Below are 25,736 nucleotides of genomic sequence, written 5' to 3' on the forward strand. Positions count from 1 at the left end.
ATCCAGCGTTCTGCCACCAAATGTCAGGCCATGAGGTCAGAATTCATCCCGTGATCGATCAGACCCGGCGAATCGGCCCCTACACCCTCGTGCGCAAGCTGGGCGAGGGCGGCATGGGCATCGTCTACCTCGCGCAGGACGCCGCGTTCGCCCCGGTCGCGCTCAAGGTGCTCAGGCCGGAGCTGGCCGGTCGCGAGGACTTCAGGCGCCGCTTCACCAGGGAGGCCGAGGCGGCCCGGCACGTTGCCAGGTTCTGCACGGCGCCCGTGCTCGACGCCGGGATCGAGGGCGACACCGCCTACCTCGTCACCGAATACGTCGAAGGCCCCGACCTGTCGTCCATGATCGAGACGCAGGGGCCCATGGGAGGCGCCAACCTGGAGGCCCTGGCCGTGGGGGTGGCCACCGCGCTGGCCGCCATCCACGAGGCGGGGGTCGTGCACCTGGACCTCAAGCCGTCGAACATCCTGCTCAGCGCCGTCGGCCCGCGCGTCATCGACTTCGGCATCGCCCGCATCGCCCAGCCGGACGCCACCCAGTCCGCCGTCGTCGCGGGCACGCCCGCGTACATGGCTCCGGAGCAGGCCAACGGCGCGCCCATCACGGCCGCCAGCGACGTGTTCGCGTGGGGCGGCGTGGTGACGTACGCGGGGACGGGGCGGCCGCCGTTCGGCACCGGGCAGGTTCCGGAGGTGCTGTACCGGGTGGCGCACCACGTACCGATGCTCGACGGGCTGGACGAGCGGCTGCGGGTGCTGGTGGAGCCGGCGCTGCAGAAGGACCCGGCCCGGCGGCCGACCGCGCAGCAGCTCCTCGACCGCCTGATGGGCCGCGAGCGGGCGACGGTGGCCTCCGCCACCCGCGCGGTCAGCGACGCCTGGACGCCGCTGCTGACTCCCCAGGCGCCTCCCGTTCCCGGTCCCCGGCCCGCGGGCGGCGGGCGCTGGGCGGCGCCCGTGATCGCCGCCGTGCTCGCGTCCGCGCTGACCGCCGGCGCCACGCTGGCCCTGTGGCGCCCCTGGGAGCAGCCGGGCAAGCAGTCGGCCACGGTGATGCTGACCCAGTACGAGACCGTCACCGCCACGCCGCCCACCGCGAAAGCGCCCACCGCGAACCAGCCCACCGCGAACCAGCCCACCGCGAACCAGGCCACCACGAACCAGGCCACCACGAACGCGCCCGACCCCGCCGCGACCGTCACCCCCGGAACGAAGCAGGCGTCGCGGTCCTTCCAGTACAACGACGGCCACCGGACCGTGCCCATCGTCCTGCGGATCGAGGCGCTCCGGTGGCAGGGCGACGACGTCAAGCTCGAGTTCTCCGTCAGCAACGACCACTCGCAGAACTCGCTCAGCGTGTGGGGCCTGACCGAGACCAACGCCTACAGCCTGAAGGACGTCGAACTGGCCCTCCGCGACGAGGCGCTGCCCGTCAAGCCCATGTTCCAGGGCGACCAGTGCGCCTGCTCCGAGCTGACCCCCGGCGACCAGATCCAGGCCGGTCAGACCCGGCGTTTCTTCGCCGTCTTCCGCAAGGTGCCCAAGGCCGCCGGCCCGGTCGACCTGGACCTCAAGAACCTCGGACACTACGCGAATCTGCTGATCACCACGAAATAAGCCCCTGTCACATCCGCTATCGTCTAGGACGAGACGCGACTGGCGCATTGGGTGGGATCGACCACCGGGGAGCGAAAGGAGCGGAGGCCGTGCGCCTGGGTCTTCGCAATCGTCAATGATGACAGGAGAGTCATGGGTTCTCTCGCTAGCGTCGACCCGCAGATCGCCGAGCTCATCAAGGCGGAAGAACGTCGCCAGTCCGACACCGTCAAGCTCATCGCGTCGGAGAACTACGTGTCGAAGGCCGTGCTCGAGGCCACCGGCACCGTGCTGACCAACAAATACTCCGAGGGCTACGCGGGCAAGCGCTACTACGAGGGCCAGCAGGTCATCGACCAGATCGAGACCGTGGCCATCGAGCGCGCCAAGTCCCTGTTCGGCGTCAACCACGCCAACGTCCAGCCCTACTCCGGCTCGCCCGCCAACCTCGCCGTCTACATGGCGTTCCTGCAGCCCGGCGACACCGTGATGGGCATGGGCCTGCCGTTCGGCGGCCACCTCACCCACGGCTGGTCGGTCTCGGCCACCGGCAAGTGGTTCAACCCGGTCCGCTACGGCGTACGCAAGGACACCGGCCGCATCGACCTCGACGAGGTCCGGCAGCTCGCGCTCGAGCACCGGCCGAAGCTGATCTTCTGCGGCGGCACCGCCATCCCGCGCACCATCGACTTCGAGGGCTTCGCCTCGATCGCCCGCGAGGTCGGGGCCGTGCTGGCCGCCGACATCGCCCACATCGCGGGCCTGGTCGCGGGCGGCGCGCACCCGTCCCCGGTGGGCCACGCCGACGTGATCTCCACGACCACGCACAAGACGCTGCGCGGCCCGCGCGGCGCCATGCTCATGGCCACCGCCGACGAGCACGCCACGGCGCTCAACAAGGCCGTCTTCCCCGGCCTGCAGGGCGGCCCGCACAACCACACCACCGCCGCCATCGCGGTCGCGCTGCACGAGGCCGCCCAGCCGTCGTTCCGCGACTACGCCCACCAGGTCGTCGCCAACGCCAAGACCCTGGCCGACGAGCTGGCCTCGCGCGGGTTCGACCTGGTCTCCGGCGGCACCGACAACCACCTGATCCTGCTCGACCTCACGCCCAAGGGCATCGGCGGCAAGCCGGCCGCGCAGGCGCTCGACCGCGCGGGGCTGGAGACCAACTACAACACGGTGCCGTTCGACACGCGCAAGCCGTTCGACCCGTCGGGCATCCGCATCGGCACGCCGTCGGTCACCTCGCGCGGCATGGGCGAGGCGGAGATGCGGCAGATCGGCGCCTGGATGGACGAGGTCGTCACGGCCCTGGCCAAGGGGGACGCCGAGGACGTCATCACCCGCGTCCACCACGAGGTCAGCGAACTCACCGCCCAGTTCCCGGCCCCGGGCCTCTGAACCCACCCTCTCCGCACGGGCTCTTCTCGGCGGGTCGGTCCCACTCGCCGCACGGGGTTGCCGAGGTCCATCCGTTACGGCGGAGCCAAGTGGGCGCCACCCGCCGCACGGGGCTGAGGGCCTCCAGGGTGACGCCCGCTAATGTCTGACGCGCACGTGGCCGGCCGCCGTCACGGCGCACGCTCGACCGTGACGGTGGTTCCACGCCGCCCCGGCGACGATCCCCGCCCGGGGCGGCCACCGCCTTCCGTACCCGCCCACCGCCAGGGGGCATGACGAGGCGCCCCGCCGCACGGGCTCCCGTGTGCGGCGGGGCGCTTGTCGCGACCGGGCCGGAGCACCCCGTCGCGGCCGGTCGGTGGCCCGGGGGGACCGGGCCGGATCGACCGGGAAGGGCCTGACAGGGGACGGGACCGAATCGTCCCCCGCCCGGCCTCAGCCGAGGAACACGTAGTCCGCGCCGTACGGGACCCTGGCCTCGGAGCCCGGCTCGCAGGAGCCGGCCGGGGCGAGGCCGCCCGTGGTGTTGAGGCGCAGGATCTGCGTGGCGTGCGCGAGCAGCCCCGTGGGCGCGCCCGACTGGGTGGCGTCGAGGACCAGCTCGGGGATGTTGTCGCCGTTCGGCGTGCGGCTGACGACCGCGCCGCGCACCGCGCTGCCGTCCGGGGCGATCCACAGCGGCGGCCCCGACGCGGGCGTCACGAACGAGTGGTCGATGCCCCGCCGCAGCGTGGCCGTCACGCCGAGCTGGGTGAAGCCGTAGCCGCCGGTGGGAAGCTGCGTGCAGGAGTAGATCTGCGAGCCGCGCAGCACGTCGGCGGTGAGCGCGCGCGGGTGGGTGAACGCCTCGCCGGAGAGCTGCCCGCGCACCGCGCCGCCGTCGAAGTCGGTGGTGTGCAGGTTCGAGTAGTACGCGCCCGGGTTCTCGGCGACGCGCTTGACGACCTTGGCGGCGACCGGCGTCACCCCCGCGACGCCGGTCACGTTCTCGGGCAGCCCTTCCCGGGCCGCGAACAGCTCCGCCGCCACCGGCCCGGTCCTGCCCGGAGGCCCCTTGCGCAGCTGCCCGGCCGTCACCCGGCCCAGCCCCGACCAGGTGGCGGTGTAGGCGATGGACGAGCCTGACGGGCGCAGCCACCACACGGCCCGGCCGTCCGCGTCGCCGCGCTGCCTGCCGTCGTCCGGGGGGACCTCCTGGCGGCCGTCCGCCTGGGACGAGAGCGTGGCCTGGTCGCCGCCGTGCAGCACGCCGTTGAGGTCGACGGGCTTGCTCAGCCGGTGGAACTGGCCGCGTACCGCGCCCTTGGGGTGGGCGGCGTCGTGCAGGTTGGCGTAGAAGCCGCCGGGGTTGTCGACGAGGGCCTTGACGAGGTCGTCGCCGGCCTTGACGGTGCCGGTGACGCCGAGCACCGACCCGGGCAGGGACGTGGTGAAGAAGTCGAGCTCGACGTCGCCGTTCGTACCCTTGGGGCCCGCGTGCACGTGGCCGGCGGTGGGTGTGCCGATCCTGTGCCACCGGGCCGCGAACGTCACCTCGGTCCCGCTGATCCTGAGCACCACGGTCGAGCGGCCGTCCGTGTCGCCCGGGGCGCCCACCTCGTTCGCGCCGCGCAGGCCCGCCGCGAGATAGACGTCGTCGCCGGATGCGTGCGCGGGCACCGCCGGGACGACAAGCACGCTTGCCGCTAAAGCACTAGAAAATACGAATTTCCGGATAGACATAATGAAACCCCTTAAAGGGCTTGATATTCCGGTTGATACGGCAAGCAGTACGCGCCGGAGCCCGGTGCGGTTCAACCCGCGAACGCGTAAATTTCCACACAAGGGCGAGGGCATGAAGAAAGCCCTCCCACCAGCGGTGAGAGGGCTTCCCCAGGACCGGTCAGGCCTTGATGGTGAGTATCTTCTTACCCGCCGAGGTGACCACCTCGAAACGGTCGATGTCCTTCAGTTGCGTGGCACTGCCGCCGTGCATGTAGAGCGGATCGGGCGATCCCGGCACTCCGTACCCGGCTGGAGGTACGGACCACCCGGTCATCACCCGGCGCTCACCCGACTTGGCCACCGAGATGAGCTCGCACTCCAGCGGCCCCTTCACCCCCGCCAGCTTGAGCGCCGCGTGCGTGCCCCACCCCTTCGTCTCCACGACCAGGCCGCCGGTCACCCCGTCCACGCCCTTGCCCTCGATGGGCTTGCCGTCGGCGTAGAACTGCTCGGCCGGGCCCATGTGCGTGCCCATGTGACCGCCGTGCCCCTGCGCCACCGGGGCCGGCTCGCCCCCGCTGAGCTGCGTGCCGATCGTCAGACCCCCCGCCACCAGCGTGACCGCCGCCGCCATCCCGATCACGAACGTGCCCCTGCGCGTCCGCCTGTCGGCCGCCTTCTTGCGCCGGAGCAGGTCGACCACGTCGTCCTGGCCCCCGATGGGGCGGTCATAGGAAGGGGGGTCGGGGTCCTCGACGGGCCCGATCCCGTTCAGCACGCTCGCCACCCCGGCCAGATCGGACAGTTCATACCGGCAGGAGGGGCAGCCGAGGAGGTGGGCCTCGAAGGCGAGCCTGTCGTCCTCGTCCAGCAGTCCGAGCGCGTAAGCGCCCACGTCCGTGTGCTCGACTCTCGAAGTCACGCCGTCACCCCCCTCTCCTCCAGTGCGATCCGCAACGCGCGTACGGCGTAGTAAACCCGGGACTTCACGGTGCCCACCGGGATCCCGAGCGCCTCGGCGGCATCGTTGACCGACCGGTCCCGCAGGATCGTCTCGTTGAGGATCTCGCGGTGGGCCGGCGACAACGCCTTCAGCGCCTCAGACACGACCACCTGGTGCAGCAGTCCCTCCATCTCGTCCGGCACGGGCATGCTCTCCAGCGGTCCGTCGCCCGACTCCTGGGGGCGGGCGTCCCTTCGCCGCCGGTCATCGATCACGATACGTCTGGCGACCGTGGCGAGCCAGGGCATCAGCGAGACCGAATCGGGGTCGAGCCGCTCCGCACTCCGCCACGCCCGGATCATGGTCTCCTGCACCACGTCTTCCGCCCACTGCCGATCGCCCGCGGTCAGCCGGATCACGAAGGCCAGCAGCGGCCTGTGGTATTCCCGGTAGAGCGCGGACACGACCACCTCGTCATCCGGGCGTACGCGCCGGATCCAGTGACGTAAGCGCGGCTTGCCCATCGGGGCGGCTCCCTCGGCCGAGGGCGGGGGATACGTGCTGATTCGCATCATTCCCCTTTCTCAGTCCGTCGGGAGGTGGTACGGCCAGGCGCCCTGGCACGGTTCAACAGATCGCGGAAGATAATCCGATTGCATCGCCGGGGACAGGCTGCGTAGAGTCACTCCGACGACTGATCGAGGAGGTGAGGACTTATGCGGGTCGCCCTGTTCAGCGCGCCGTCAGTCCACCTCCGGGGGCTCAGCTGAGCCACCCGTTCCACCCTTCTCGATCAAAGGTCTCACTCCGTTGTTCAACGATCTTGCTCTGCTCGGCTGGACCGATCTCCGCGCCGCCGAGCTGCCCGCCGAAACCGTCCCCGCCCGGGTGGCCCGCGTCGACCGCGGCGCCGCCGAGGTGATCGCGGCGGACGGTCAGCATCACGTCAAATACGCCGCCCGCGTACGCCGCGCCTCGGCCGCCGACCCGGTGTCGCTGCCGTGCGTCGGCGACTGGGTCGCGCTCAGGTGGCTGCCCGAGGGCCGCTACGAGCTCGACGAGGTCCTTCCGCGCACGTCCGCGTTCGTCCGGGGCGGCGTGAGCCGCGACTCGGTCGGGGGCCTGTCGGGCGACGGCCAGGGCCAGGTGCTCGCGGCCAACGTGGACGTCGTCTTCGTGGCCGAGCCGTCCATGCACTCGACCGACTTCGCCGACCTCGGCCGCATCGAACGCCTCGTGGCCCTCGCCTGGGAGTCCGGCGGCACGCCCGTCGTGCTCGTCACCAAGTCCGACCTGTTCGAGAACGGCCTCGACGATCTGCTCGCCGACGTCCGCGTCGCCGCTCCCGGCGTGGACGTGCACGCCGTCTCCTCGCTGCACGGGGACGGGGTGGAGCTGGTCGGCGGCTACCTCGGGGGTTCCCGTACGGCCGTCATCCTCGGCCCGTCGGGGGCCGGCAAGTCCACCCTGGTCAACGCGCTGGCCGGGGAGGAGGTCATGGAGACCCAGCACGTACGCGCGGCGGACGGGCGCGGCCGGCACACCACCGTCCACAGGGAGCTGATCCTGCTGCCCGGGGGCGGGCTGGTCATCGACACGCCCGGCATCCGGCGGGTGGGCCTCTACGACATCGGGGAGGGCGTCGACCTCGTCTTCTCCGACATCGAGGCGCTGGCCGAGCACTGCCGCTTCGGCGACTGCGGGCACGCCGGCGAGCCGGGATGCGCGGTGCTGGCGGCTCTGGAGAGCGGCGAGCTGCCGGAGCGGCGGCTGGAGAGCTGGCGCAAGCTGCAGCGGGAGGCCACCTGGATGGCGTCCCGGACGGACGCGCGGCTGCGCAAGGAGCAGCAGAACAAGTGGAAGATCATCCACAAGGAGATGCGCCGCTCCGGCCGCAACCGCCCCTGATCAGTGGCCCCGGCCCCGGAGACGGGGCTTGAGGGCAACCGAACGGTCAGCGGCGTCGGCGAGCCCCCTGCGGACCGCCGCGCAGGGGGCCCATGGAATGGCTGGGGAGGGGAGGGCGAGGAGTCGGCGTCAGCGGGTAGGCACAGGTCATGGAGCTCTTCGCAGACCGGGCCGAGGCCGGGGCGCTGCTCGCCGAGCGGTTGCAGGACGTGCGCGACCCCGTGATCCTCGCCCTGCCCCGCGGCGGCGTGGCGGTGGCCGTGCCCATCGCGCGCCGCCTCGGCACCGTGCCCGACGTGCTCGTGACCCGGAAGATCGGCTATCCGCCGACGCCCGAGCTGGGGGTCGGCGCGATAGCCGAGGGCGGCGAGCCGGTGTTCGACCTGACGCTGCTGCATCGCCTGGGCATGACGCCCGAGTCCGTGGCGGACGTGGTGGAGGAGGAGCGGCGCGAGCTGGCCCGCCGCGTACGCGCCTATCGCGGCGACCGCCCGCTGCCGGCGCTCGAAGGGCGGGAGGTGATCGTGGTCGACGACGGGCTGGCCACCGGCGGCACCGCGCGGGCCGCGCTCAGGGCCGTCGCCACGCACAAGCCCGCGAAGGTGACGCTGGCCGTTCCGGTCGGCGCCCGCGAGACCGTCGAGTCGCTTCGGGAGGAGGCCGACGAGGTGGTCGTGCTGCTGACGCCCATCGATTTCCGGGCGGTCGGCCAGTGGTACGAGCACTTCGATCAGCTCAGTGACGCCGACGTTCTCGACCTGCTCGACAGGGAGGACTGACCCGGCGGGGAGGATGGGCGGTCAGGTCGCGATGATGGCCCAGACGAGTTTGCGGGCGCCTCCCGGCGAGAGCCACCCCCATGCCGTGCAGAGGGCGTCCACCAGCCGAAGCCCCCGCCCGTACTCGGAGAACACGTCCGGCGAGGCCGCCACCGGCACGGTGTGACTGTGGTCGGTGACCACGCACGCCAGCTCGGGCCCGTGCGACAGCAGGCGTAACTGCGCGGCGCCGCCGCCGTGCCGCATCGCGTTGGTCACCAGTTCCGAGACCACCAGCTGGGTGTCGAAGGCCAGCTCCACCGCCCCCCAGGCGCCGAGTGTCTGGTCGACGAACCGCCGGGCCGTCGCCACACAGGCGGGCTCCAGCGCGGTACGTTGATGGAACGGAAAGACGGCATCACACTCCCCGGTGCGTCCTTCCACCAGAATGGACGAAAGCCATCCTGGTGGCCGGGCACCGATGGCGGCTTGCGGCCGAGCGTCGAAAGTCGTCATTCTGGCCCCCGAAGCGCGGTCTGGTGATCCAATGCCCATCTTTACGGGGAGTGCTTACCGATGCAAGACTTTTCGTAGTTTACGGATGCGAATCGCATCTGCACGTGCAGATGACCTAGGAGCGATGCAGTGAGCGCAGAGAGCGCGGAAGCGAAGCTTCTCAGCCATTCGCCGGGGAGCCCGACGGTGCTGCGGATCCTGCTCGGGACTCAGCTGCGCAGGCTCCGTACAGAGCAGGGTATCTCGCGAGAGGACGCCGGATACTCGATTCGCGCATCTCATGCCAAGATCAGTCGGCTGGAGCTCGGCCAGGTCAGCTTCAAGCAGCGCGACGTGGCCGATCTGCTGACGCTCTACGGCGTCACCGACCCGGCCGAGCGCGAGCCCCTGCTGGCCCTCGCCAAGGAGGCCAACGCCCCAGGCTGGTGGCACAAGTACGGCGATCTGCTGCCCCCCTGGTTCGAGGTGTACATCGGCCTGGAGGGCGCCGCGTCCAGCATCCGTACCTACGAGAACCAGTTCGTCCCCGGTCTCCTCCAGACCCCCGCCTACGCCAGGGCGGTGATCGAGCTGGCCCACGAGAAGGCCCCCAAGTCCGAGCTCGACCGGCGGGTGGACCTGCGCACCACCCGGCAGAAGCGGCTGGAGAGCGGCCTGACGCTCTGGGCCGTGATCGACGAGGCCGTCGTGCGCCGCATGCTGGGCGGCCCGGAGACGATGCGCCAGCAGATCGCCCATCTCCTGGACATCACGGCCGAGCGCAACATCACCGTGCAGATCATGCCGTTCGACCGCGGCGGCCACGCGGCGGCCGGCGGCCCCTTCAGCATCCTGCGCTTCCCCGAGCGCGATCTGCCCGACGTCGTCTACATGGAGCAGCTCACCAGCGCCCTCTACCTGGACAAACCCGCCGACTCCGACCACTACATGGAGGTCATGGATCGGCTCAGCATCCAGGCGGAGGAGCCCAAGGTGACCCGGCGCTTCCTGGAACGCCTCATTTCCGCATAAGCCGCTGATATCCCTGTGATCCACTCCATACCGGGATTTTTGGTCGTCCGGTATATGGAGCACTTCGTGCTGCCGTATTGTCAGCTCGCAAACGCGGATGCACGTGCATCCGTAAGATCGCGAGGAGCTGCCCCCATGCATGAGTTCCGGAACGGAACGCCCGCCGGCCGCCTTCCCGTCGTCTGGCGCAAGAGCAGGCGGAGCAACCCCAACGGCAACTGCGTCGAGGTCGCGAACCTGCCCACGGGGGAGATAGCCATGCGTAACTCCCGGTTTCCCGAAGGCCCGGCCCTGGTCTACACGCAGGCCGAGATCACCGCGTTCGTCCTCGGGGCGAAGGACGGCGAGTTCGACGATCTCATCGTCTGATCCGGCGGACCGCCACCACCCGTCGCCGGGTTACGGTCTGCCCGGCGCCGGGTTTCGGTCACGAGGGCTGTGACACCGGCTCATTGTGCCAGCGCCATCTCGTCAGGCGCGGGCGGCCGGGGAGCTCGGCCCGCCCGGTGGCCCACAGCAGGGTCGTCCAGGGGTCCGCGTCGCGCGGGGCGCCGGGGAAGAGCCGGGCCAGCACCCGCGCGCACGTGTCCGCGGGCGGCGCCCAGGTGAGGCCGAGGCCCTGGGCCATGTCGTATGTGTGGACGAGGGTCTCCACGAGGCCCATCGCGGCGGAGGCAGCCGGGTCCGCGGCCCCGAAGACGTGGTGCGCGCGGGCGCCCGGCGGCGCCGTGCGTACCATCGCCACCAGCAGCGCGCCGCTCGTCTGCAGGACCTGCAGCAGCCCCGTGACCCCCGCTTCGCGGTCGGCGTGCACCGAGTTCCGCGGCCCGCCCGGCCGGCGACTCTCCAGGGCGAAGGGGACGCTGACGTCCAGCGGGGGAGTCGTGAGGCCGAGCTGCACGGCATAGGCGAACAGGTCGTCGGACAGGTGCTCGGCGGTCTCCCAGCAGGTCCAGTCGAGGCTCCCGGCCTTGCTCTCCCAGGCGTCGGTCCCGGGCGCGTCCCGGAGCGTCTCGACCGCGAGCCGCACGGTCCGCTCGAGGTCGTCGGCGGGCGACGGTTCATGTTCTGACATGGCAAGGGACCCTATCGCCGGGGCCGCTACACTCCTCCGGGTGCGAGCAAGGATGATCTTCGTGCTGCTCGTCCTGTACGGGACGTTCGCGGGCCTCGGGTACGACCCGGCCGGGTGGCGGGTGATCCTGCAACCCGCGACCCGCGGCGCGGCGGAGGTCTACTGGCAGCCCGTGGATCCCGGCCTGCGGGTCTCGCCGGAGGGGCTGGAGCCGTACAACCGGGCGCTGATCGCCGCCGAGGACCGGGCGAAGGCACACCCCTACGATCTCGCACCGCCCTACCTGCTCTATGACACTCGCACGCTCGTCGTCCCCTACGTCACCGGGCGCGGGCGCGAGCTGGCCGGTCGGCGGGTCGCGAGGGACGTGCCCCAGGTGCGGCGGCAGGTGCGCAACAGCCAGGCCGTGCTGGACAGGGTGCCGGCGTGGCCGGTGGACGACGAGCATGTCATGAGCGGGGGGATCGAGCCCCGGCTGAACCGGATCGTGGTGGTGACCAACACCGTCGACCAGGGTCTGCGCCGCAGGGCCGCCGAGAGCTGGGGCGAGCTCGTGGTCATCGAGTGGGACCCGTTCGCGGCGCCGCTGAAGAACCTGTGAACGCGGGCGAGGCGGCCTCGCCCGCGTTCCGTGGTCGTTACCGGTGGACGCGGGGGTCGGCCTGGAGGCCGTGCGTCAGCCGTACCGTGATGAACTCGTTGTCGTCCGGCTTGCCGGGGGTCCGGCCGTTGGAGAAGGGGAAGTTGTTGTCGTCGAGCACGCCGAGCGTGCGGTCGTCCAGGATGACGACGTCCTCGATCGTCTGGAACGGGAACCTGAACGTGCCCGCCGCGCCGCCCAGCCCGCGCGGGTCGGCGATGTCGAGCAGGTCGGCGACCAGGGTCTTGTCGAGCTTGCCGTCGCGGTCCCTGTCGCGCATGTCGGCGAGGTAGATGCGCTTGACCTTCGCGGCGTCGCCCTGGAGGTTGTCCCGCTCGATGATCAGGAAGCGGTTGGCGTCGACGGCGATGGCGTCGCCGATGGCGTGCGAGGGGTCTTCGAGCTGGTACGTCCAGCGCCGGTCGGTGTAGGCCTTCTTGCGCAGGTCGAACTCGTACATCCGGAGCGTGCCCGCCGGGTCGCCGCTCACCGTGCCCTCCAGCAGCGGGTAGAGGCGGCGGCCGTCGACCGACCTGGCCATGCCCTCGAAGCCCTTGCTGCCGCCGAGGTTCGGCTGGCCGCCGTCGAGATACGGGTTCTCGGGAGCCTTGACGCCGGGCAACTGGACCGGGGCGTCCATCAGGCGGCCCTTGCGGTCGAAGTGCAGGAGGAACGGGCCGAACTCGTCGCCGATCCAGTAGGTGCCGTCCACCAGGCGCACGATCGACTCGACGTCGAAGTCGGAGCCGGTCAGCGTCCGGTCCTGCCGGGTGAGCGGGAACGGCACCAGCTTGCGCGGGTCGGTCAGGTTGAAGCCGCCGAGCACCTCGACGGTCCTGGCCCTGAAGTCCGGCTTGACGCTGTGGACGCGGAGCAGGAAGTCCGAGCTGTTGGCCTTGTTGCCGTAGCCGTTGTCGGACAGCACGTCGAACGTGCCGTCGTGACGGCGGGCGATGCCGCTGAAGCCCTGGACGGGCTGGCCGGTGAAGGGCGGGGTGACGCCGTTGACCGGAGCGGTGCCCAGCAGCGACCCGGACGCCTCACTGCCGGGGACGAACGTCAGGGCAGGCAGGGAGGCGAAGCCGGTCAGCGTGGCCCGGCCGAAAGCGGCCCGATCGGGATCCGCGGAGGCGGGGGCGGCCAGGCCGACAGCCAGCGCGCCCGCGCACATCAGGATGGCGATGCGTTTCATGGCGGGCACCCTAGGGCGGCCACATGACGGCATTCCGAACGGACGGCAACGGGCGATGTCGGCTGGATGTCTGACGGGTCGGGAGTTCGGGGGGAATCTCCGCGACCGCGATGCTTGCGGGCTTGGGTGAGGTGTGTGCCTGATCAGGCAGTTGCCCCGACCGGGTTCGCCGGGGCCTGGACATGGAGGGCCAGGCTCCGGTTCATCGGGACAACTGCGTGATCACGCGATGCTGGTGACGCTGCCGGGTGTGTCAGGCGGCGGAGATGCCGGCGCTGGCCGCGCGGCGCATACGACGGCGACGCTCGCTGGCGCGCTCGTCCTCGTTGAGACCGCCCCACGTGCCGTACTTCTCGGGCCGGGACAGCGCGTAGTCAAGGCACTCGTTGCGGACAGGGCACTGGGCGCAGATCGCCTTGGCCTTCCGCTCACGTACGTCACGCTCGGGCTGCCGCTCCCCATCGGGGCCGAAGAAGAGCACGAGGTCCTCACCCCGGCACGCGGCATCATCCTGCCAACCCCAGCTGGGGCGCGGGCGGGCGAGCTGCCGACGTACCTGAGACATGAGAAAACCACCTTCGTGAGAGGTATTTCGGTAATTGAGCCGCATTGGACGCTTTTGGCGTCACTGTTCCAACGCAACGTAGGGCCGTGATGTTCCCTCTTCAGGCAAGGGCAGGCGTGGCGTACCGCACAGGCGTGAGCCTGTCCAGCGAAACCAGCCGGTAGGTGGTGATCGTCTCGGCGCAAGCCGTACCACACGGCGCTGTGAACGCCGATGGCTCAATCACAACCTGGAGCCGGACATCTCCGCAGCTCCGCGCGTTGACCCGCACGATGGCTACGGTGACGTCGCCGTCCGTCCTGGAGGATTCCACGGCCACCGCGCCGACAGAGCGCTCTCCCGTATGGGCTCGGGCGAAGTGCTCGACGGCCTGCAATGGCTCAGGGATGCCTGCGCGTCCCCGGTAGCGGTCGAGGATGACCTCGCCCGACCGGTACGCGTTAGCCGCTGCCAGTGCAGCAGCCTGAGACATGCTGCCGTAGAAAATTCCGTGTGGCAAGCACACGAGGTTGGCGGCGTAACGATCGCCGCCAACGTGTGACGTTTCCCACACTCTGTCCGGCAAGTTTTCGGCCAGGGACCGAGCGAGGGGTAGTCCAATGCGGGCGCAGCACACATTGCGCTTGGCGTGCGTGCAGACCAGAAATACCGGCTCGTCTTCAAGTATGCAGGACTCCGGGACCACTCCGGCCACCAGCGCGTCCAGGTCAAGATCGTCAGGACCTGCGATGACGCCCTGCGCCAGCCAGGGGTGCTCGCCCACCGCGTAGGCCACTAGCACACGGATCCCCTGCTCCCGTGGGCGGGTCCGCTTTCCCGGGCGGCGGATCAGCTGAGGCCTGATACCGCGTTCGAGCGCGCGCCGCACGAGTTCCGAGATTTCTGCGGGAAGTTCGAAGTTTTCCAGGTGCGAGGGCCAGGCTCCGGTGTATTCGATGAGGAGCCACATCCTGGCTCCCACGGTGGCGCTGGCCAGCGTGGGCACCTTCCCGGTGTGGCACCCGACCGGATGCTCGCAGACCCTTGCCAACGCACGTATCCCTTCCCCGATCCGACTTAGGTAAGACTAACCTAACGGATCGGCGGGTTTAGGCGCGGGAGTATCGGTCCAGTACGTCCCGTGTCGCAGGAAGGGCGCGGTCCCTGTCCTGCGTGACCAGGCCGATCCTGGTCCGCCGGTCCAGCAGGTCGCCCTCGTCGAGCGCCCCCTCGTGCAGGACCGACCAGATCAGCTCGCCCTTCGTGAGGCCGAGCCCGATCTCCTCCGGGTGCGCCTTGACGAGCTCGTGCACCGCTTCGGCCTCGGAGCCGTACCGCTCCGCCAGGCGCGCCGGCACCCCGGAGGGCTGCGGACCCGCGCCGGTGAGGGGGATCCGCCGCGTACGGCAACGGCCTGCCCGGAGGTTCGCGTACGAAACCGCTCGATCCACCGCGTCCTCGGCCATGCGGCGATATGTCGTCAGCTTGCCCCCCACCACGGTCACGACGCCGCCCTCGGTGAGCACCGCGTGCCTCCGGGACAGGTCGGCCGTCCTGCCGTCGGCCGCCAGGAGCGGCCTGAGACCCGCGTAGGCGCCCGCGACCGCCTCTCTGGTCACCTGAACCTCAAGGACCCCGTTCAGCACCTCCAGGAGCGTTCTGACGTCTTCCTCGGGCGCCTCGGGCACGTCCGGCACCGGACCGTCCACCGGCTCGTCCGTGAGGCCCACGTAGACGCGGCCGTCGCGCTGGGGGAGCACGAGCGCGAACCGGTTGGACTCGCCGGGGATGGGCACGTGCATGCCGGCGATCAGCCCGGGCAGCGCCCCCGGCGGCAGGACGAGGTGGGTCCCCCGCGACGGGCGCAGTTTCACGGCGGTGTCCAGCGTGCCCGCCCACACCCCGGTGGCGTTGATCACCACCCGGGCCCGGAGCGTGAACTCCTCGCCCGTCAGCTCGTCGCGGACCGCCGCGCCCTGATCCGTCAGCCGCAGCGCGCGGCAGCGGGTCAGCACGCGGGCGCCGTGCGCGGCCGCCGTCCTGGCGATCGCCACCACCAGGCGGGCGTCGTCGAGCAGCCGGCCGTCCCACGACAGCAGCGCGCCGCGCAGGCCGTCGGGCCGCAGCACGGGCGCCAGCGTGCGGGCGCGGGCCCCGGTCAGGCGCGTCGGGCCGGGCAGCAGGCGGCGCGGCGTGCGGGCGGCGGCCCGCAGCCCGTCGCCGAGCCGGTAGCCGGTCATCACCAGCGCCGCCTGCCGCCGCGAGACGGCCGCGGTCAGCGGCAGCAGGTACGGGTGCGCCTTCACCAGGTGCGGGGCCGTCCTCCTGAGCAGGATCCCGCGCTCGACCGCGCTCTCGTAGGCGACGTCCACCTGCCCCTTGGCCAGGTAGCGCAGGCCGCCGTGCACCATCTTGGAGCTCCACCTCGACGTCCCGAAAGCCAGGTCGTGGGCGTCGATCGCCGCTACGCTCAGCCCCCGGGCGGCGGCGTCGAGCGCGGCGCCCGCGCCCGTCGCGCCCAGCCCGACCACCAGCACGTCCACCCGTTCCTCGGCGACCCCGCGCAGCTCGCGGGATCGTCTGGCGGCGTTGAGAGAGCTATCCAAGGTAGGCCTCCAGCAGGGCGGCGAGCTCGGAGTCGAGCTCGTCCAGCGTCACGGGGTCGAGCATGGTCGGAGCGGACAGGAGGAACGACTGGGCGACCAGCAGCACCGCCCGGGCCTTGCGCGGATCGCCGACCACCCGTTCGAGCACCTCGAGGATGGCCTCGTGGCTGGCGCCGCGCCGGTCCAGCAGGTACGGCACGAGCAGCTCCGGATCCGCCTCCACGATCTTGCGCCACAACGGGTGCGCGCGCAGCCCCCTCACGCCGGCCACCACCGCGCGCACCGGGTCCGACAGGTCCAGCTCGCCCACCACGCGCACCCACTCCCTGGTCATCAGGTCGGCCACCAGCGTGCGCACGTCGGGCCAGCGGCGGTAGAGCGTCATCCGCGACACCCCCGCCCGGCGCGCCACGTCCGTGAGCGTGGTCCTGCGCACCCCGTAGGCCAGCACGCAGTCGCGGGCCGCGTCCAGCACGGCCTCGTTGTGACGGATCGACGTCATGTGTCACAGTGTATGCGTGACTGGAGAACCCATGCTGTGGTCGGGCTGGGGCGACCCCGCCAAGGCCCGCGAGCTGCCCGAGCAGATCCGCGATCTGCTGCGCGACCTGCTCGGCGTTCGCGCGCCCGGCGCCCCCGCCGCCTCGCTGGAGTCCGTGAGCCTCCCGCCGGTCGCCCTGTCCGGGCCCCGGCTCGACGCGCTCGCCGAGGTCGTCGGCGCGGAGCGCGTGCTGACGGGCCACGAGGCCCGCGTCCGCCACACGCGCGGCAAGTCCACCCCCGACCTGCTGCGCATGCGCGCGGGGGACGGCTCCGACGCGCCGGACGCCGTGGTGCTGCCCGGCTCGCACGACGAGGTGGCCGAGCTGCTGCGGCTGTGCTCGCGGGAGCGGATCGCGGTCGTGCCCTTCGGCGGCGGCACCTCGGTGGTGGGCGGGCTCGCCGCGGCCCGCGCGAGGTTCTCCGGGGTGATCGCGCTGGACCTGGCCCGGCTCGACCGGCTCCGGTCGGTGGACGCCGAGTCGATGGTGGCCGAGTTCGAGCCGGGAGTGCGGGCTCCGGACGCCGAGCGGCTGCTCGCCGCGCACGGGCTGACGCTGGGGCACTTCCCCCAGTCCTTCGAGTACGCCACGCTGGGCGGCTTCGCCGCGGCCCGCTCCAGCGGCCAGGCCTCGGCCGGCTACGGCCGCTTCGACGACATGGTCGTGGGCCTCACCCTGGCCACCCCGTCGGGCACCCTGGAGCTCGGCCGCGCCCCCAAGTCGGCGGCCGGGCCCGACCTGCGACAGCTCGTGCTCGGCTCGGAGGGCGCCTTCGGCGTCATCACCTCGCTGCGGCTGCGGGTGCGCCGGGCCCCCGCCGAGCGCCGGTACGACGGATGGCGGTTCGCGTCGTTCGCGGCGGGTTCGGCCGCCATGCGGGCGCTCGCCCAGGACGGTCCGCTGCCGACCGTGCTCAGGCTGTCGGACGAGACCGAGACGATGATCGGCCTGGCCAAGCCGGACGCGATCGGTTCGGACGGCTCTGGCGGCCCCGGCGGCTCCGGCTGCCTGCTGATCGCCGGCTACGAGGGGGCCAGGGTGGGCGACCGGCACGCGGCCGCCTCCGCCGTGCTGGCCCGGACGGGCGGCGAGCCGCTCGGGCCGGAGCCGGGCCGGGCGTGGGAGCACGGCCGCTTCTCCGCCCCCTACCTGCGCGACTCCCTGCTCGCGGCCGGAGCCACCGTCGAGACGCTGGAGACGGCCGGGTTCTGGGCGAACCTGCCCCGGCTCTACGACGCCGTGCGGCTGGCGCTGCTCGGCGCGCTCGGCTCCCCGCTCGTCATGTGCCACGTCTCGCACGTGTACGAGACCGGCGCCTCGCTCTACTTCACCGTCGTGACCCCGCAGGACGCCGACCCCGTGGCCCAGTGGCAGCGGGCCAAGGAGGCCGTGAACGCGGCCATCGTCGAGGCGGGCGGCACGATCAGCCACCACCACGGCGTGGGCCGCGACCACCGCGACGCCTACGCGGCCGAGATCGGGCCCATGGGCGCGGCCGTCCTGCGGGCGGTCAAGGCGGAGCTCGACCCCGCCGGGATACTCAACCCTGGCGTGCTCGTCCCGGAGGGGTGAAAGGTCAGTCGGTGGGCGGGATTCGGTCGGCCTCGGCCATCGTCGCGGCGGCCTCGCTGTAGCGGTGCAGGGCCTCGAACACGCGGGCCAGGCACATCAGCGAGACGACCAGCGGCCCTCCGCCGACCGAGCGGGCCAGCGCCACCGCCTCCTGCGCCAGAGGCAGCGCCTCGGTGGCCTTGCCCCGCTTGAGCAGCAGCTTCGCGGTCGTGCGCAGGCACCGCGACAGCAGCTCCGTGTGCTCCTCCGGCGACTTCCCGGCCAGCACCCTGCTGCGTGCGATCGCCTCGCTCGCACTGCTGAGCGCCGCCCCGCCGCTCCAGCGCGGCCGGGTCTGGGCGAACGCGAGCAGGCCCTCTATGGCCGCCACGTCGGCGGAGCCCTTTCGTGTCGCGTCGTCCGGGTCGTTACGGTGCATGGGAGCCTCCCCTTGGCGGTCCCAACCGCTTGCTTGGGGGGTGAGGTTACACCATTGCGCACCTTCTGTGTTCCCAGCGGTACGGAGCGTTCAGGATGCACAAATGGTAGATCGCGGTAAAGATGTGGTCATGGTGGATGTCGCGGCTGAGCGGGGAAAGCAGCTTTCGTCCCGGGTCTCGGAGGAGGGGGCAGGCTGGGCCTGCTCGCAGACGGGTACATTCGCGCAGCTCAGACCCGATGGGCATGGCTTCAGCTGGTTGAATTTGCGCACGCTCTGGCTCTCTCGTAACGAGATCCTGGCGGGGTTGTTCGGCGATCCCTCGGGGGAGGTCCGGGCGCGGTGGCTGAAGGCCCAGGAAGCGCGCGGGATTGATCCGGAATTTCGTATAACGCCCCCTGTTGGGGGGAATTTCAGTTTCCTTCTGCTCGGCGATACGGGAGAGGGAGATGCCTCCCAGTACGCCGTTGTTCCGGGCCTGTTGAAAATAGGGGAGCAGACGTCCTTTGCCATCATCGCGAGCGATGTGATCTATCCGACGGGATCGGGCAACGAGTACGAGGACAAGTTCTTCCGTCCGTACAAGGACTACGACGCCCCGATCTACGCCATCCCCGGCAACCATGACTGGTACGACGGGCTCGGCGGGTTCATGCGGGTCTTCTGCGACGCGCCGCCGCTCAAGCCGAAGCCGGACCGGGGGCTGCGCGGGCTGCTGTGGCGCAAGCCGGAGACGATCGACGAGCCGCGGCTGGCGCAGGCGCGGGAGCTCAGGGGCAAGCCGTCCCAGCAGGCGACGCAGCCGGGGCCGTACTGGGTGATCGAGAGCGACAGCCTGCTCGTCGTGGGCGTGGACACCGGCATCAGGAACGTGATCGACCGGGCCCAGACCGCGTGGCTGCGCCGGGTCTCGCTCGACCCCCGGCCGAAGATCCTGGTGACCGGCAAGCCGATCTACACCGGCAACACGTACAAGCCGTCGCCGCTGGAGGGCGGCGGGACGATCGACGACATCGTGCGCGACCCGGCACACCGGTACGTCGCGGCCATCGGCGGCGACGTGCACAACTACCAGCGCTATCCGGTCGAGCTGGACGACGGCCGGGTGATCCAGTACATCGTGTCGGGCGGCGGCGGGGCGTTCATGCACGCGACGCACACCATCCAGCGGGTGGACGTGGCGGGGGTGCACGAGGACGCCTTCAAGTGCTACCCGCTGCGCGGTGACTCGCTGTCGTTCTACAGCCAGCTCTACTCCAGGCGGCTGCGGATGAAGTGGCTCTACCTGACGCCCTCCGAGGCGCTGTGCATCATGTCGGAGCACATCAGGAACGAGCCGGTCAGGACGCCGACGGGGCCGGTGACGATCACCCGGCGGATGCGGTGGGCGGCCCGGCTGCTGGGGGCCTGGCCGTGGCCGCTGCGGCTGCCGGTGGACAGGGTGTTCCACCGCTACCTGTCGGAGCTGTCCGACTGGGACACGCCGCCGTTCTTCAAGCAGTTCCTGCACGCCACGGTGACCCCCGGCGAGCTGACCCTGCGGTGTTTCGCGGCCACCGGGTGCCTGGGGCAGGAGCTGGAACCGCCGATGGAGGACGAGGTGCGCATCAGCCTGGCACCCTGACGGGCGATTCTGTCGGGAGCGTTTGGCACCCTTGGCCATGTGTACGTCGTGGTCGCAGGGGAGACGGTGCTGCCGGTCGGGGGCTCCGCGCGCCGTCCCGCCGATCTCGCGGGCGCGGTCCGCGAGCTGGAGGCGGCCGAGCGGCCCCGGTGGGTGTGGGCCGACACGCGCGAGGCGTACGCTCCGCTGCTGGAGCAGGGGGTGCGGGTCGCGCGCTGCCACGACCTCGCGCTGACCGAGGGGCTGCTGCTGGCCCACGCGGGCCGCTACGGCGAGCCGCGCTCGGTCCGGGCCGCGCACGCCAGGCTGCGCGGCCTGCCGGTGCCGGAGGAGCAACCCAGCGCGCCCGGCACGCTGTTCGCGCCCGAGCCGCTCGGCGCGGAGGCGGTCGCCGAGGTGCTGGACGACCAGCTCCGGCGCATCGCCGCGCTGCCCGAGCCGGGCAGGTTCCGGCTGCTGGTGGCCGCCGAGTCGGCCGGGGCGCTCGTGGCGGTCGAGATGTCCCACGAGGGCATGCCGTGGCGCCGGGACGTGCACGACGCGCTGCTGACCGAGCTGCTCGGGCCGCGGCCCGTGCACGGCATGCGCCCGGCCAAGCTGCAGGCGCTGGCCGACGAGGTGGCGGCGGCGTTCGGGCACGCGGTCAACCCCGACTCGGTGCAGCAGCTGGTCAAGGCGTTCAAGGGCGCGGGGGTGGCGCTGAAGACGACCAGGCAGTGGGAGCTGAAGCAGATCGACCATCCGGCGGTGGCGCCGCTGCTGGCCTACAAGGAGCTGGCCCGGCTGTTCAGCGCCCACGGGTGGACGTGGGCCGACCAGTGGGTGCGCGGCGGGCGGTTCCGGCCGGAATACGTGGTGGGCGGCGTGGTGTCGGGGCGGTGGGCCACCAACGGGGGCGGCGCCCTGCAGATCCCCAAGGTGATGCGGCGGGTGGTGATGGCCGACGACGGGTGGGTGCTGGTCGTCGCCGACGCGGCGCAGCTGGAGCCGCGGGTGCTGGCGGCGATGGCCGGTGACGTGGGGCTGGCCAGGGCCGCGGGGGAGATCGACCTCTACTCGGCGCTGGCGCAGTCGTTCGGCGGCGAGCGCGGCAACGCCAAGATCGCGATGCTGTCCGCCATGTACGGCGGCACCAGCGGCGACGCCTCCAAGCTGCTGGCCGTGATGCGGCAGCGCTTCCCGAAGGCCTACCAGTTCGTCGAGGACGCGGCCAAGGCGGGGGAGGAGGGCCGGATCGTGCGGTCCTGGCTGGGGCGCACCAGCCCGCCCCCGTCGGCGCGGTGGAAGGAGCTGGTGTCGGGGCCCGAGGGCACGCGGGCGGCCAGGGACCGGGGGCGGTTCACCCGGAACTTCGTGGTGCAGGGGACGGCGGCGGAGTGGGCGCTGGCGCTGCTGGCCGTGCTGCGGGGGCGGCTGCCGGAGCCGGCCCGGCTGGTGTTCTTCCAGCACGACGAGGTGATGGTGCACTGCCCGGTGGCGCAGGCCCAAGAGGTGATCGAGGCCGTGACGGAGTCGGCGGCGGAGGCGAGCCGGCTGCTGTTCGGGCAGACTCCGGTGCGCTTCCCGATGGAGGCGGTGGCGGTCGGCTCCTACGCCGACGCCAAGTGAGGCGGCTCCCGGTCAGGGGCCCGTGGTGACGGGAGCGGGGTCGGCGGTCCCGTAGCCGGGGGCGGCGCGGCGCCAGACGGCGGCGAGCCAGAGGCCGGCCACGGCCACCATGACCCCCACGACCAGGCCGAGCACGCCATAGCCCAGCAGGCCCACGATGGCGCCCGCGACGATCGTGCCCGTGGCGCCGCAGACGTTCATCAGCAGGTCCGACAGCCCCTGGACGGCGGGGCGGCGCTCGATCGGCACCGACTCCGTGACCAGCGCCGAGCCGGCCACCAGGCCGCAGGACCAGCCCAGCCCGAGCAGCACGAGCGCCGCCGTCACCTGCCACACCCGGTGCCCCGCCGTGCCGGCCAGCGCGGAGGCGCTGAGCAGCAGCGCCATGCCGAGCACCAGCACCGGCACCTTGCCCGCCTTGTCGGCCAGCCAGCCGACGACCGGCGACAGCACGTACATGCCGGCGATGTGCAGGCTGATCACCAGGCCGATGACGTCCAGGTTCGAGCCGTCGTGGTGCAGCTTGACCGGGGTCATCGACATGACGGAGACCATCGCCGTGTGACTGATCGCGATCATGACCAGGGCCCGGCGGGCCATCGGGGTCGTACGCAAGGTCTGCCAGGCGGTGCGGATCGTACGGTTGCGGCCCCCGCCCTCCTCCCGCGCGCCGTTGAGCTCGCGGGCCAGCTTGAGCGGGTCGGGGCGGAGGAAGCCGATGACGACCACCAGCGCCAGGGCGAACGCCAGCGCCGCGAACGCGAACGGCCCCGCCTTCTCCACCAGCCCGAGCCGCATGCCGATCTGGTCGGCGGGCTTGGCCAGATTCGGCCCGGCCACGGAGCCGATCGTGGAGGCCCAGACGACCAGCGACAGGTGCCTGGCCGAGCGGTCCTTCGGCGACAGGTCGGTCGCCGAGTAGCGGGCCGCCAGGCCGCCGGCGCTGCCGCCGCCCACCAGCACCAGGCCGGCCAGGAGCAGCGGCCACGTACGCAGGCTGATCGCCAGCACCGAGATCGCGCAGCCCGCCAGCGCCGCCGCGTACGCCAGGGACAGGCCCGCCCGCCGCCCGCCGCTGCCCGACGCCTTGGCGGTGGGCAGGGCCAGCAGCGCCGCGCCCAGCACGGTGGCCGTGCCCGCGAAGCCGCTGATCACCGTGGACCCCGACAGCTCGTCCACGAGGACCGAGCTGAGCGCCAGCCCGACGGCGACCCCCACGCCTCCCACGATCTGTGCCGCGGAGAGGACCGCCAAGGTGCGGCGCTGGACGGTCCGAATCCGGTCAGAGGATGAGACAGCGGGCTTTGTGGGGGCACTGGTCACCCCCGAAGTCTCCCATATCCCCTAACATCGCCCCAAAGGGGACGGTGAGCGTTCTTTACCGGGCAAGTTGCCTTATCAGCATCATTTTCAGAGCACGATGACGGGATCGCCCTGCGCGATGCGGCCGGTCGCGTCGGGGATCAGGTTGACGCCGAACCACACCTTGCCGTCGCGCCTGCGATGGCGGGCCAGCGTCCTGATCGGCTCCTTGCCCTTGGTGTATGTCTCCGGATCGACCGTGGTCAGCACGCAGCGGTCGCAACCTTTGGCGACGCGGAATTCCACCTCGCCGATGCGCAGGCGCTTCCACTCGTCCTCGGCGAACGGCTCCGCCACCCCGTCGATCACCACGTTGGGCCGGAACCTGCGCATGGGCAGCGGCTCGGGCCGCTCCTCGCCGCGTTCGAGCGCGGTCTCGGCGATCCAGTCGTCGAGCCGGGCGAGCGAGGCGGTCGTGGTGAGCAGCAGCGGGTAGCCGTCGGCCAGGCTCACCCGGTCGGCCGGCCGCCCGTACGCGGGATCGACCGGGCGGCGGGCCGGGTCGTCGAGCCACTTGAGCCTGACCGGCCGCCCCACCAGCCCGGTCAGCCACGCCGCCGCGGCGTCGCCGCAGTCGGTGACGTCCACGGGGGCGCTGCTCCCGATGGTCACGGCGGACATCGAGGAGCCGGGCACGACCGGCAACGGGTCGGCGTGCGGGCCGGTCAAGGTGAGCGTGCCGCCGTCGAGCCGGGCGACGCAGGCCAGCAGGCGCGGCTCCGCGCGGGCGGTGAGGACGTCGCCGCCCTCGTCGGTGACGAGGTAGCGCCGGTCGCCGGCCAGCCCCCACGGTCGCACTTCGGCCTCGGCGACCTCATGTCCCGCGGTGGACTTGACGGGGTAGAAGGAGATGCTCGCCAGCTTCATACGGCCGACCGTATCTCACCCGTTCCGGCCGGTTCCCTGATGGCGGAATCCGTGCGGTGCAGGGCGGCGGCGAGCGCCACCGAGGCCAGGGCGGCCACGCCGATGGCGGCGCCGATCCAGGCCACGGACGCGTAGCCGAGCCCGGCGGCGATGGCCAGGCCGCCCAGCCAGGGGCCCGTGGTGATGCCGGCGTTGAAGGCGGAGACGTTCACCGCGGCGGCCAGCGTGGGGGCGCCCTTGGCGAGGGCGAACGGGCGGGCGTTCAGCGCGGGGTTGGTGCCGAATCCGAACGCGCCGAGCAGGAAGATCAGCGGGATGGCGAGCACCGCGACGGTCGCCGACATGGCCAGGGCCGCCGAGGTCAGGACGAGGCCGGTGACGCCGGCGTACAGGAGGGGGAACGGGCGCGCGTCGGCGATCCTGCCCCCGAGGGTGATGCCGATCAGCGAGCCCACGCCGTACAGGGCGAGGACGGCGGGCACCCAGGCCGAGTCCAGGCCGGTGGTGTCGACCAGCAGGGCGCTCAGGTAGCTGAAGGAGGCCAGCAGGGCGCCCGTGGTCAGGGAGGTGGTGCCGTAGGCGAGCCAGAGCCGGGGCCGGGCCATCGCGCGCAGCTCGGCGGCCAGGCTCGGCGCGGACCCGGTGTCCGGGCGGCCGCCGGGGATGGTGGCGAGCACGCCGAGGCCGGCCAGGGCGGACAGCGCGGCCACCGCCCAGAACGCGGCCCGCCAGCCGAGGTGCTGCCCGATCACCGTGCCGGCGGACAGGCCGATGATCGTGGCCACGGTGAGCCCGCCGGCCAGCACGCTCATCGCCCTGGCCCGGGCGTTGGCGGGCACCAGGCCGATCGCGGTGCCGGCCGCCACGGCCCAGAAGCCGGCGTAGACGAAGGCGCCCACGACCCGGGTCGCGAACAGCACGCCGTAGCTGGACGTGAGCGCGCCCGCGACGTGCGACAGGACGAAGATCGCGGTGAACGCCAGCAGCACCGTCCGGCGTGGCAGGCGCAACGTGGCCACGGCCAGCACCGGCGCGCCCACCAGCATCCCGATCGCGAACGCCGAGATCAGCAGCCCCGCGTCCGGTACGGAGACACCCAGGTCGGCGGCCATCTCGGGCAGCAGCCCGGCCAGCATGAGCTCGGAGGTGCCCTGAGCGAAGATCGAAAGTCCCAGTATGTAGACCGCCAACGGCATGGCGTCTCTCCTCAACAATTTTAGATTGATCAGTTCAAAATGCGGGCGCGAAAAAGTCAGAACGCGCCCAGCGCGACATTCGCGATCGACTCGAGCGTGGCCCGGCCGGCCCCGCCGCGGGCCGCCACGCGCAGGCCGCTGACCGTGGCCGAGACGAAGTTGGCCAGGGCGAGCGGGTCGCGGTCCGCCCCGATCTCGCCGCGGGTGCGGGCGGCCTCGATCGCGGCTCGTACGGTCTCGACCCGCTTCGCGGTGTCGCGCCGCAGCAGCTCGGCGATGCCGGGGTCGCGCGGGCCCAGCTCGACCAGCGTGTTGACCACCAGGCAGCCCTTCGGGTCGCCGGGGTCGGGCTCGACCGCCCACCACAGCACCGTCCGGATCTTCTCCTTGATCGGCAGCTCGCCGTCCATCAGCCGGGCGAGCGTGGCGTTGCGCTCGTCCATGTAGTGCCGCAGCGACTTCTCGAACAGGTCGTGCTTGCTCGCGAAGGTGTTGTAGATGCTGCTGCGGCCGAGCCCGGTGGCGGCGCACAGGTCCTGTGTCGAGGTGGCCTCGTAGCCCGCGGTCCAGAACGCGCGCATGGCCGCCTCGACCGCCCGGTCCTCCTCGAACATCCTCGGTCGCGCCATGACGGGCACGCTACACGTTTTG

General features: G+C 71.7%; 25 protein-coding genes and 1 riboswitch. Of the genes, 10 read left to right on the top strand and 15 right to left on the bottom strand.

What is annotated here, in order from left to right:
• Window positions 1-50: 50 nt before the first annotated feature.
• Complete coding sequence (locus tag AB0J69_RS10470) at window positions 51-1,616, top strand: protein kinase (protein ID WP_364115078.1); 1,566 nt, start codon at window positions 51-53, stop codon at window positions 1,614-1,616.
• A 25-nt stretch (window positions 1,617-1,641) separates the two neighbouring features.
• Window positions 1,642-1,724, top strand: a riboswitch (ZMP/ZTP riboswitch).
• A gap of 24 nt (window positions 1,725-1,748) precedes the next feature.
• Entirely contained in the window at window positions 1,749-2,999 is a 1,251-nt protein-coding gene (gene glyA / locus AB0J69_RS10475; protein ID WP_364115080.1) for a serine hydroxymethyltransferase, read from the top strand.
• 435 nt (window positions 3,000-3,434) lie between these two features.
• Here the strand turns inward: glyA and AB0J69_RS10480 are convergent, their stop codons facing one another.
• The 3 genes from AB0J69_RS10480 to AB0J69_RS10490 all read right to left on the bottom strand — a co-directional run bounded on the left by AB0J69_RS10480 (window position 3,435) and on the right by AB0J69_RS10490 (window position 6,170).
• The gene (locus AB0J69_RS10480; protein ID WP_364115082.1) at window positions 3,435-4,658 is read right to left on the bottom strand and encodes a CHRD domain-containing protein; all 1,224 of its coding nucleotides are present in this window, start codon (window positions 4,656-4,658) and stop codon (window positions 3,435-3,437) included.
• Between the two features lie 223 nt (window positions 4,659-4,881).
• On the bottom strand, window positions 4,882-5,625 hold the full coding sequence (locus AB0J69_RS10485; protein WP_364115084.1) for a zf-HC2 domain-containing protein: 744 nt from the start codon (window positions 5,623-5,625) through the stop codon (window positions 4,882-4,884).
• Window positions 5,622-6,170 (bottom strand): sigma-70 family RNA polymerase sigma factor, encoded by a 549-nt coding sequence (locus AB0J69_RS10490; RefSeq protein WP_364115086.1) that lies wholly within the window; start codon window positions 6,168-6,170, stop codon window positions 5,622-5,624. Before AB0J69_RS10490 ends, AB0J69_RS10485 begins: the two co-directional genes overlap by 4 nt.
• A 286-nt stretch (window positions 6,171-6,456) precedes the next feature.
• On the opposite strand from AB0J69_RS10490, the gene rsgA reads away from it, so the two are divergent.
• Both rsgA and AB0J69_RS10500 read left to right on the top strand, forming a co-directional pair.
• On the top strand, window positions 6,457-7,554 hold the full coding sequence (rsgA, locus tag AB0J69_RS10495; protein WP_364115088.1) for a ribosome small subunit-dependent GTPase A: 1,098 nt from the start codon (window positions 6,457-6,459) through the stop codon (window positions 7,552-7,554).
• 149 nt (window positions 7,555-7,703) lie between these two features.
• Window positions 7,704-8,333 (top strand): phosphoribosyltransferase family protein, encoded by a 630-nt coding sequence (locus AB0J69_RS10500; RefSeq protein ID WP_364115090.1) that lies wholly within the window; start codon window positions 7,704-7,706, stop codon window positions 8,331-8,333.
• Window positions 8,334-8,354: 21 nt separating this feature from the next.
• Here the strand turns inward: AB0J69_RS10500 and AB0J69_RS10505 are convergent, their stop codons facing one another.
• Window positions 8,355-8,867, bottom strand: coding sequence for an ATP-binding protein (locus AB0J69_RS10505; protein ID WP_364115092.1), 513 nt, complete (start codon window positions 8,865-8,867; stop codon window positions 8,355-8,357).
• A gap of 90 nt (window positions 8,868-8,957) precedes the next feature.
• Here AB0J69_RS10505 and AB0J69_RS10510 point away from each other — a divergent pair, with 90 nt between their 5' ends.
• Complete coding sequence (locus AB0J69_RS10510; RefSeq protein ID WP_364115094.1) at window positions 8,958-9,839, top strand: helix-turn-helix transcriptional regulator; 882 nt, start codon at window positions 8,958-8,960, stop codon at window positions 9,837-9,839.
• Window positions 9,840-9,974: 135 nt separating this feature from the next.
• Window positions 9,975-10,208 carry a DUF397 domain-containing protein gene (locus AB0J69_RS10515; protein ID WP_364115096.1) on the top strand — a complete coding sequence of 78 codons (234 nt, stop codon included), beginning with the start codon at window positions 9,975-9,977 and terminating at the stop codon, window positions 10,206-10,208.
• Between the two features lie 58 nt (window positions 10,209-10,266).
• Here AB0J69_RS10515 and AB0J69_RS10520 read toward each other — a convergent pair whose 3' ends face one another.
• Window positions 10,267-10,914, bottom strand: a complete 648-nt coding sequence (locus AB0J69_RS10520; RefSeq protein ID WP_364115098.1) for a hypothetical protein — start codon at window positions 10,912-10,914, stop codon at window positions 10,267-10,269.
• 40 nt (window positions 10,915-10,954) lie between these two features.
• Between AB0J69_RS10520 and AB0J69_RS10525 the strand changes: the two genes are divergently transcribed.
• A complete protein-coding gene (locus AB0J69_RS10525; RefSeq protein WP_364115100.1) occupies window positions 10,955-11,515 on the top strand; it encodes a hypothetical protein in 561 nt (186 codons plus the stop codon).
• 37 nt (window positions 11,516-11,552) lie between these two features.
• On the opposite strand, the gene AB0J69_RS10530 is transcribed toward AB0J69_RS10525, so the two are convergent.
• From AB0J69_RS10530 to AB0J69_RS10550, 5 genes are all read right to left on the bottom strand, one after another.
• On the bottom strand, window positions 11,553-12,746 hold the full coding sequence (locus AB0J69_RS10530; RefSeq protein WP_364115102.1) for an esterase-like activity of phytase family protein: 1,194 nt from the start codon (window positions 12,744-12,746) through the stop codon (window positions 11,553-11,555).
• Between the two features lie 253 nt (window positions 12,747-12,999).
• On the bottom strand, window positions 13,000-13,311 hold the full coding sequence (locus AB0J69_RS10535; protein ID WP_080036407.1) for a WhiB family transcriptional regulator: 312 nt from the start codon (window positions 13,309-13,311) through the stop codon (window positions 13,000-13,002).
• Between the two features lie 100 nt (window positions 13,312-13,411).
• Window positions 13,412-14,260, bottom strand: a complete 849-nt coding sequence (locus AB0J69_RS10540) for a sucrase ferredoxin (RefSeq protein WP_364115104.1) — start codon at window positions 14,258-14,260, stop codon at window positions 13,412-13,414.
• A gap of 139 nt (window positions 14,261-14,399) precedes the next feature.
• Window positions 14,400-15,896, bottom strand: coding sequence for a glycerol-3-phosphate dehydrogenase/oxidase (locus AB0J69_RS10545; protein WP_364115106.1), 1,497 nt, complete (start codon window positions 15,894-15,896; stop codon window positions 14,400-14,402).
• Window positions 15,889-16,398 carry a helix-turn-helix domain-containing protein gene (locus AB0J69_RS10550; RefSeq protein ID WP_364115108.1) on the bottom strand — a complete coding sequence of 170 codons (510 nt, stop codon included), beginning with the start codon at window positions 16,396-16,398 and terminating at the stop codon, window positions 15,889-15,891. The genes AB0J69_RS10545 and AB0J69_RS10550 overlap by 8 nt, the downstream gene beginning before the upstream one ends.
• Window positions 16,399-16,429: 31 nt before the next feature.
• On the opposite strand from AB0J69_RS10550, the gene AB0J69_RS10555 reads away from it, so the two are divergent.
• Window positions 16,430-18,010 carry an FAD-binding oxidoreductase gene (locus tag AB0J69_RS10555; protein WP_364115162.1) on the top strand — a complete coding sequence of 527 codons (1,581 nt, stop codon included), beginning with the start codon at window positions 16,430-16,432 and terminating at the stop codon, window positions 18,008-18,010.
• Window positions 18,011-18,014: 4 nt separating this feature from the next.
• On the opposite strand, the gene AB0J69_RS10560 is transcribed toward AB0J69_RS10555, so the two are convergent.
• A complete protein-coding gene (locus AB0J69_RS10560) occupies window positions 18,015-18,428 on the bottom strand; it encodes a tetratricopeptide repeat protein (RefSeq protein WP_364115110.1) in 414 nt (137 codons plus the stop codon).
• Between the two features lie 424 nt (window positions 18,429-18,852).
• Here AB0J69_RS10560 and AB0J69_RS10565 point away from each other — a divergent pair, with 424 nt between their 5' ends.
• A complete protein-coding gene (locus AB0J69_RS10565) occupies window positions 18,853-20,052 on the top strand; it encodes a metallophosphoesterase (protein WP_364115164.1) in 1,200 nt (399 codons plus the stop codon).
• 39 nt (window positions 20,053-20,091) lie between these two features.
• Window positions 20,092-21,660, top strand: coding sequence for a bifunctional 3'-5' exonuclease/DNA polymerase (locus AB0J69_RS10570; protein ID WP_364115112.1), 1,569 nt, complete (start codon window positions 20,092-20,094; stop codon window positions 21,658-21,660).
• Window positions 21,661-21,672: 12 nt separating this feature from the next.
• On the opposite strand, the gene AB0J69_RS10575 is transcribed toward AB0J69_RS10570, so the two are convergent.
• The 4 genes from AB0J69_RS10575 to AB0J69_RS10590 form a co-directional block, all read right to left on the bottom strand.
• Window positions 21,673-22,878 (bottom strand): MFS transporter, encoded by a 1,206-nt coding sequence (locus tag AB0J69_RS10575; RefSeq protein ID WP_364115114.1) that lies wholly within the window; start codon window positions 22,876-22,878, stop codon window positions 21,673-21,675.
• Window positions 22,879-23,070: 192 nt separating this feature from the next.
• Window positions 23,071-23,889 (bottom strand): MOSC N-terminal beta barrel domain-containing protein, encoded by an 819-nt coding sequence (locus AB0J69_RS10580; RefSeq protein ID WP_364115116.1) that lies wholly within the window; start codon window positions 23,887-23,889, stop codon window positions 23,071-23,073.
• Window positions 23,886-25,085, bottom strand: coding sequence for a Cmx/CmrA family chloramphenicol efflux MFS transporter (locus AB0J69_RS10585; protein ID WP_364115118.1), 1,200 nt, complete (start codon window positions 25,083-25,085; stop codon window positions 23,886-23,888). The genes AB0J69_RS10580 and AB0J69_RS10585 overlap by 4 nt, the downstream gene beginning before the upstream one ends.
• Before the next feature lie 56 nt (window positions 25,086-25,141).
• Window positions 25,142-25,714, bottom strand: coding sequence for a TetR/AcrR family transcriptional regulator (locus AB0J69_RS10590; protein WP_364115120.1), 573 nt, complete (start codon window positions 25,712-25,714; stop codon window positions 25,142-25,144).
• Window positions 25,715-25,736: the final 22 nt, after the last annotated feature.

Source organism: Nonomuraea sp. NPDC049709 (genome assembly GCF_040674815.1).
GTDB lineage: Bacteria > Actinomycetota > Actinomycetes > Streptosporangiales > Streptosporangiaceae > Nonomuraea.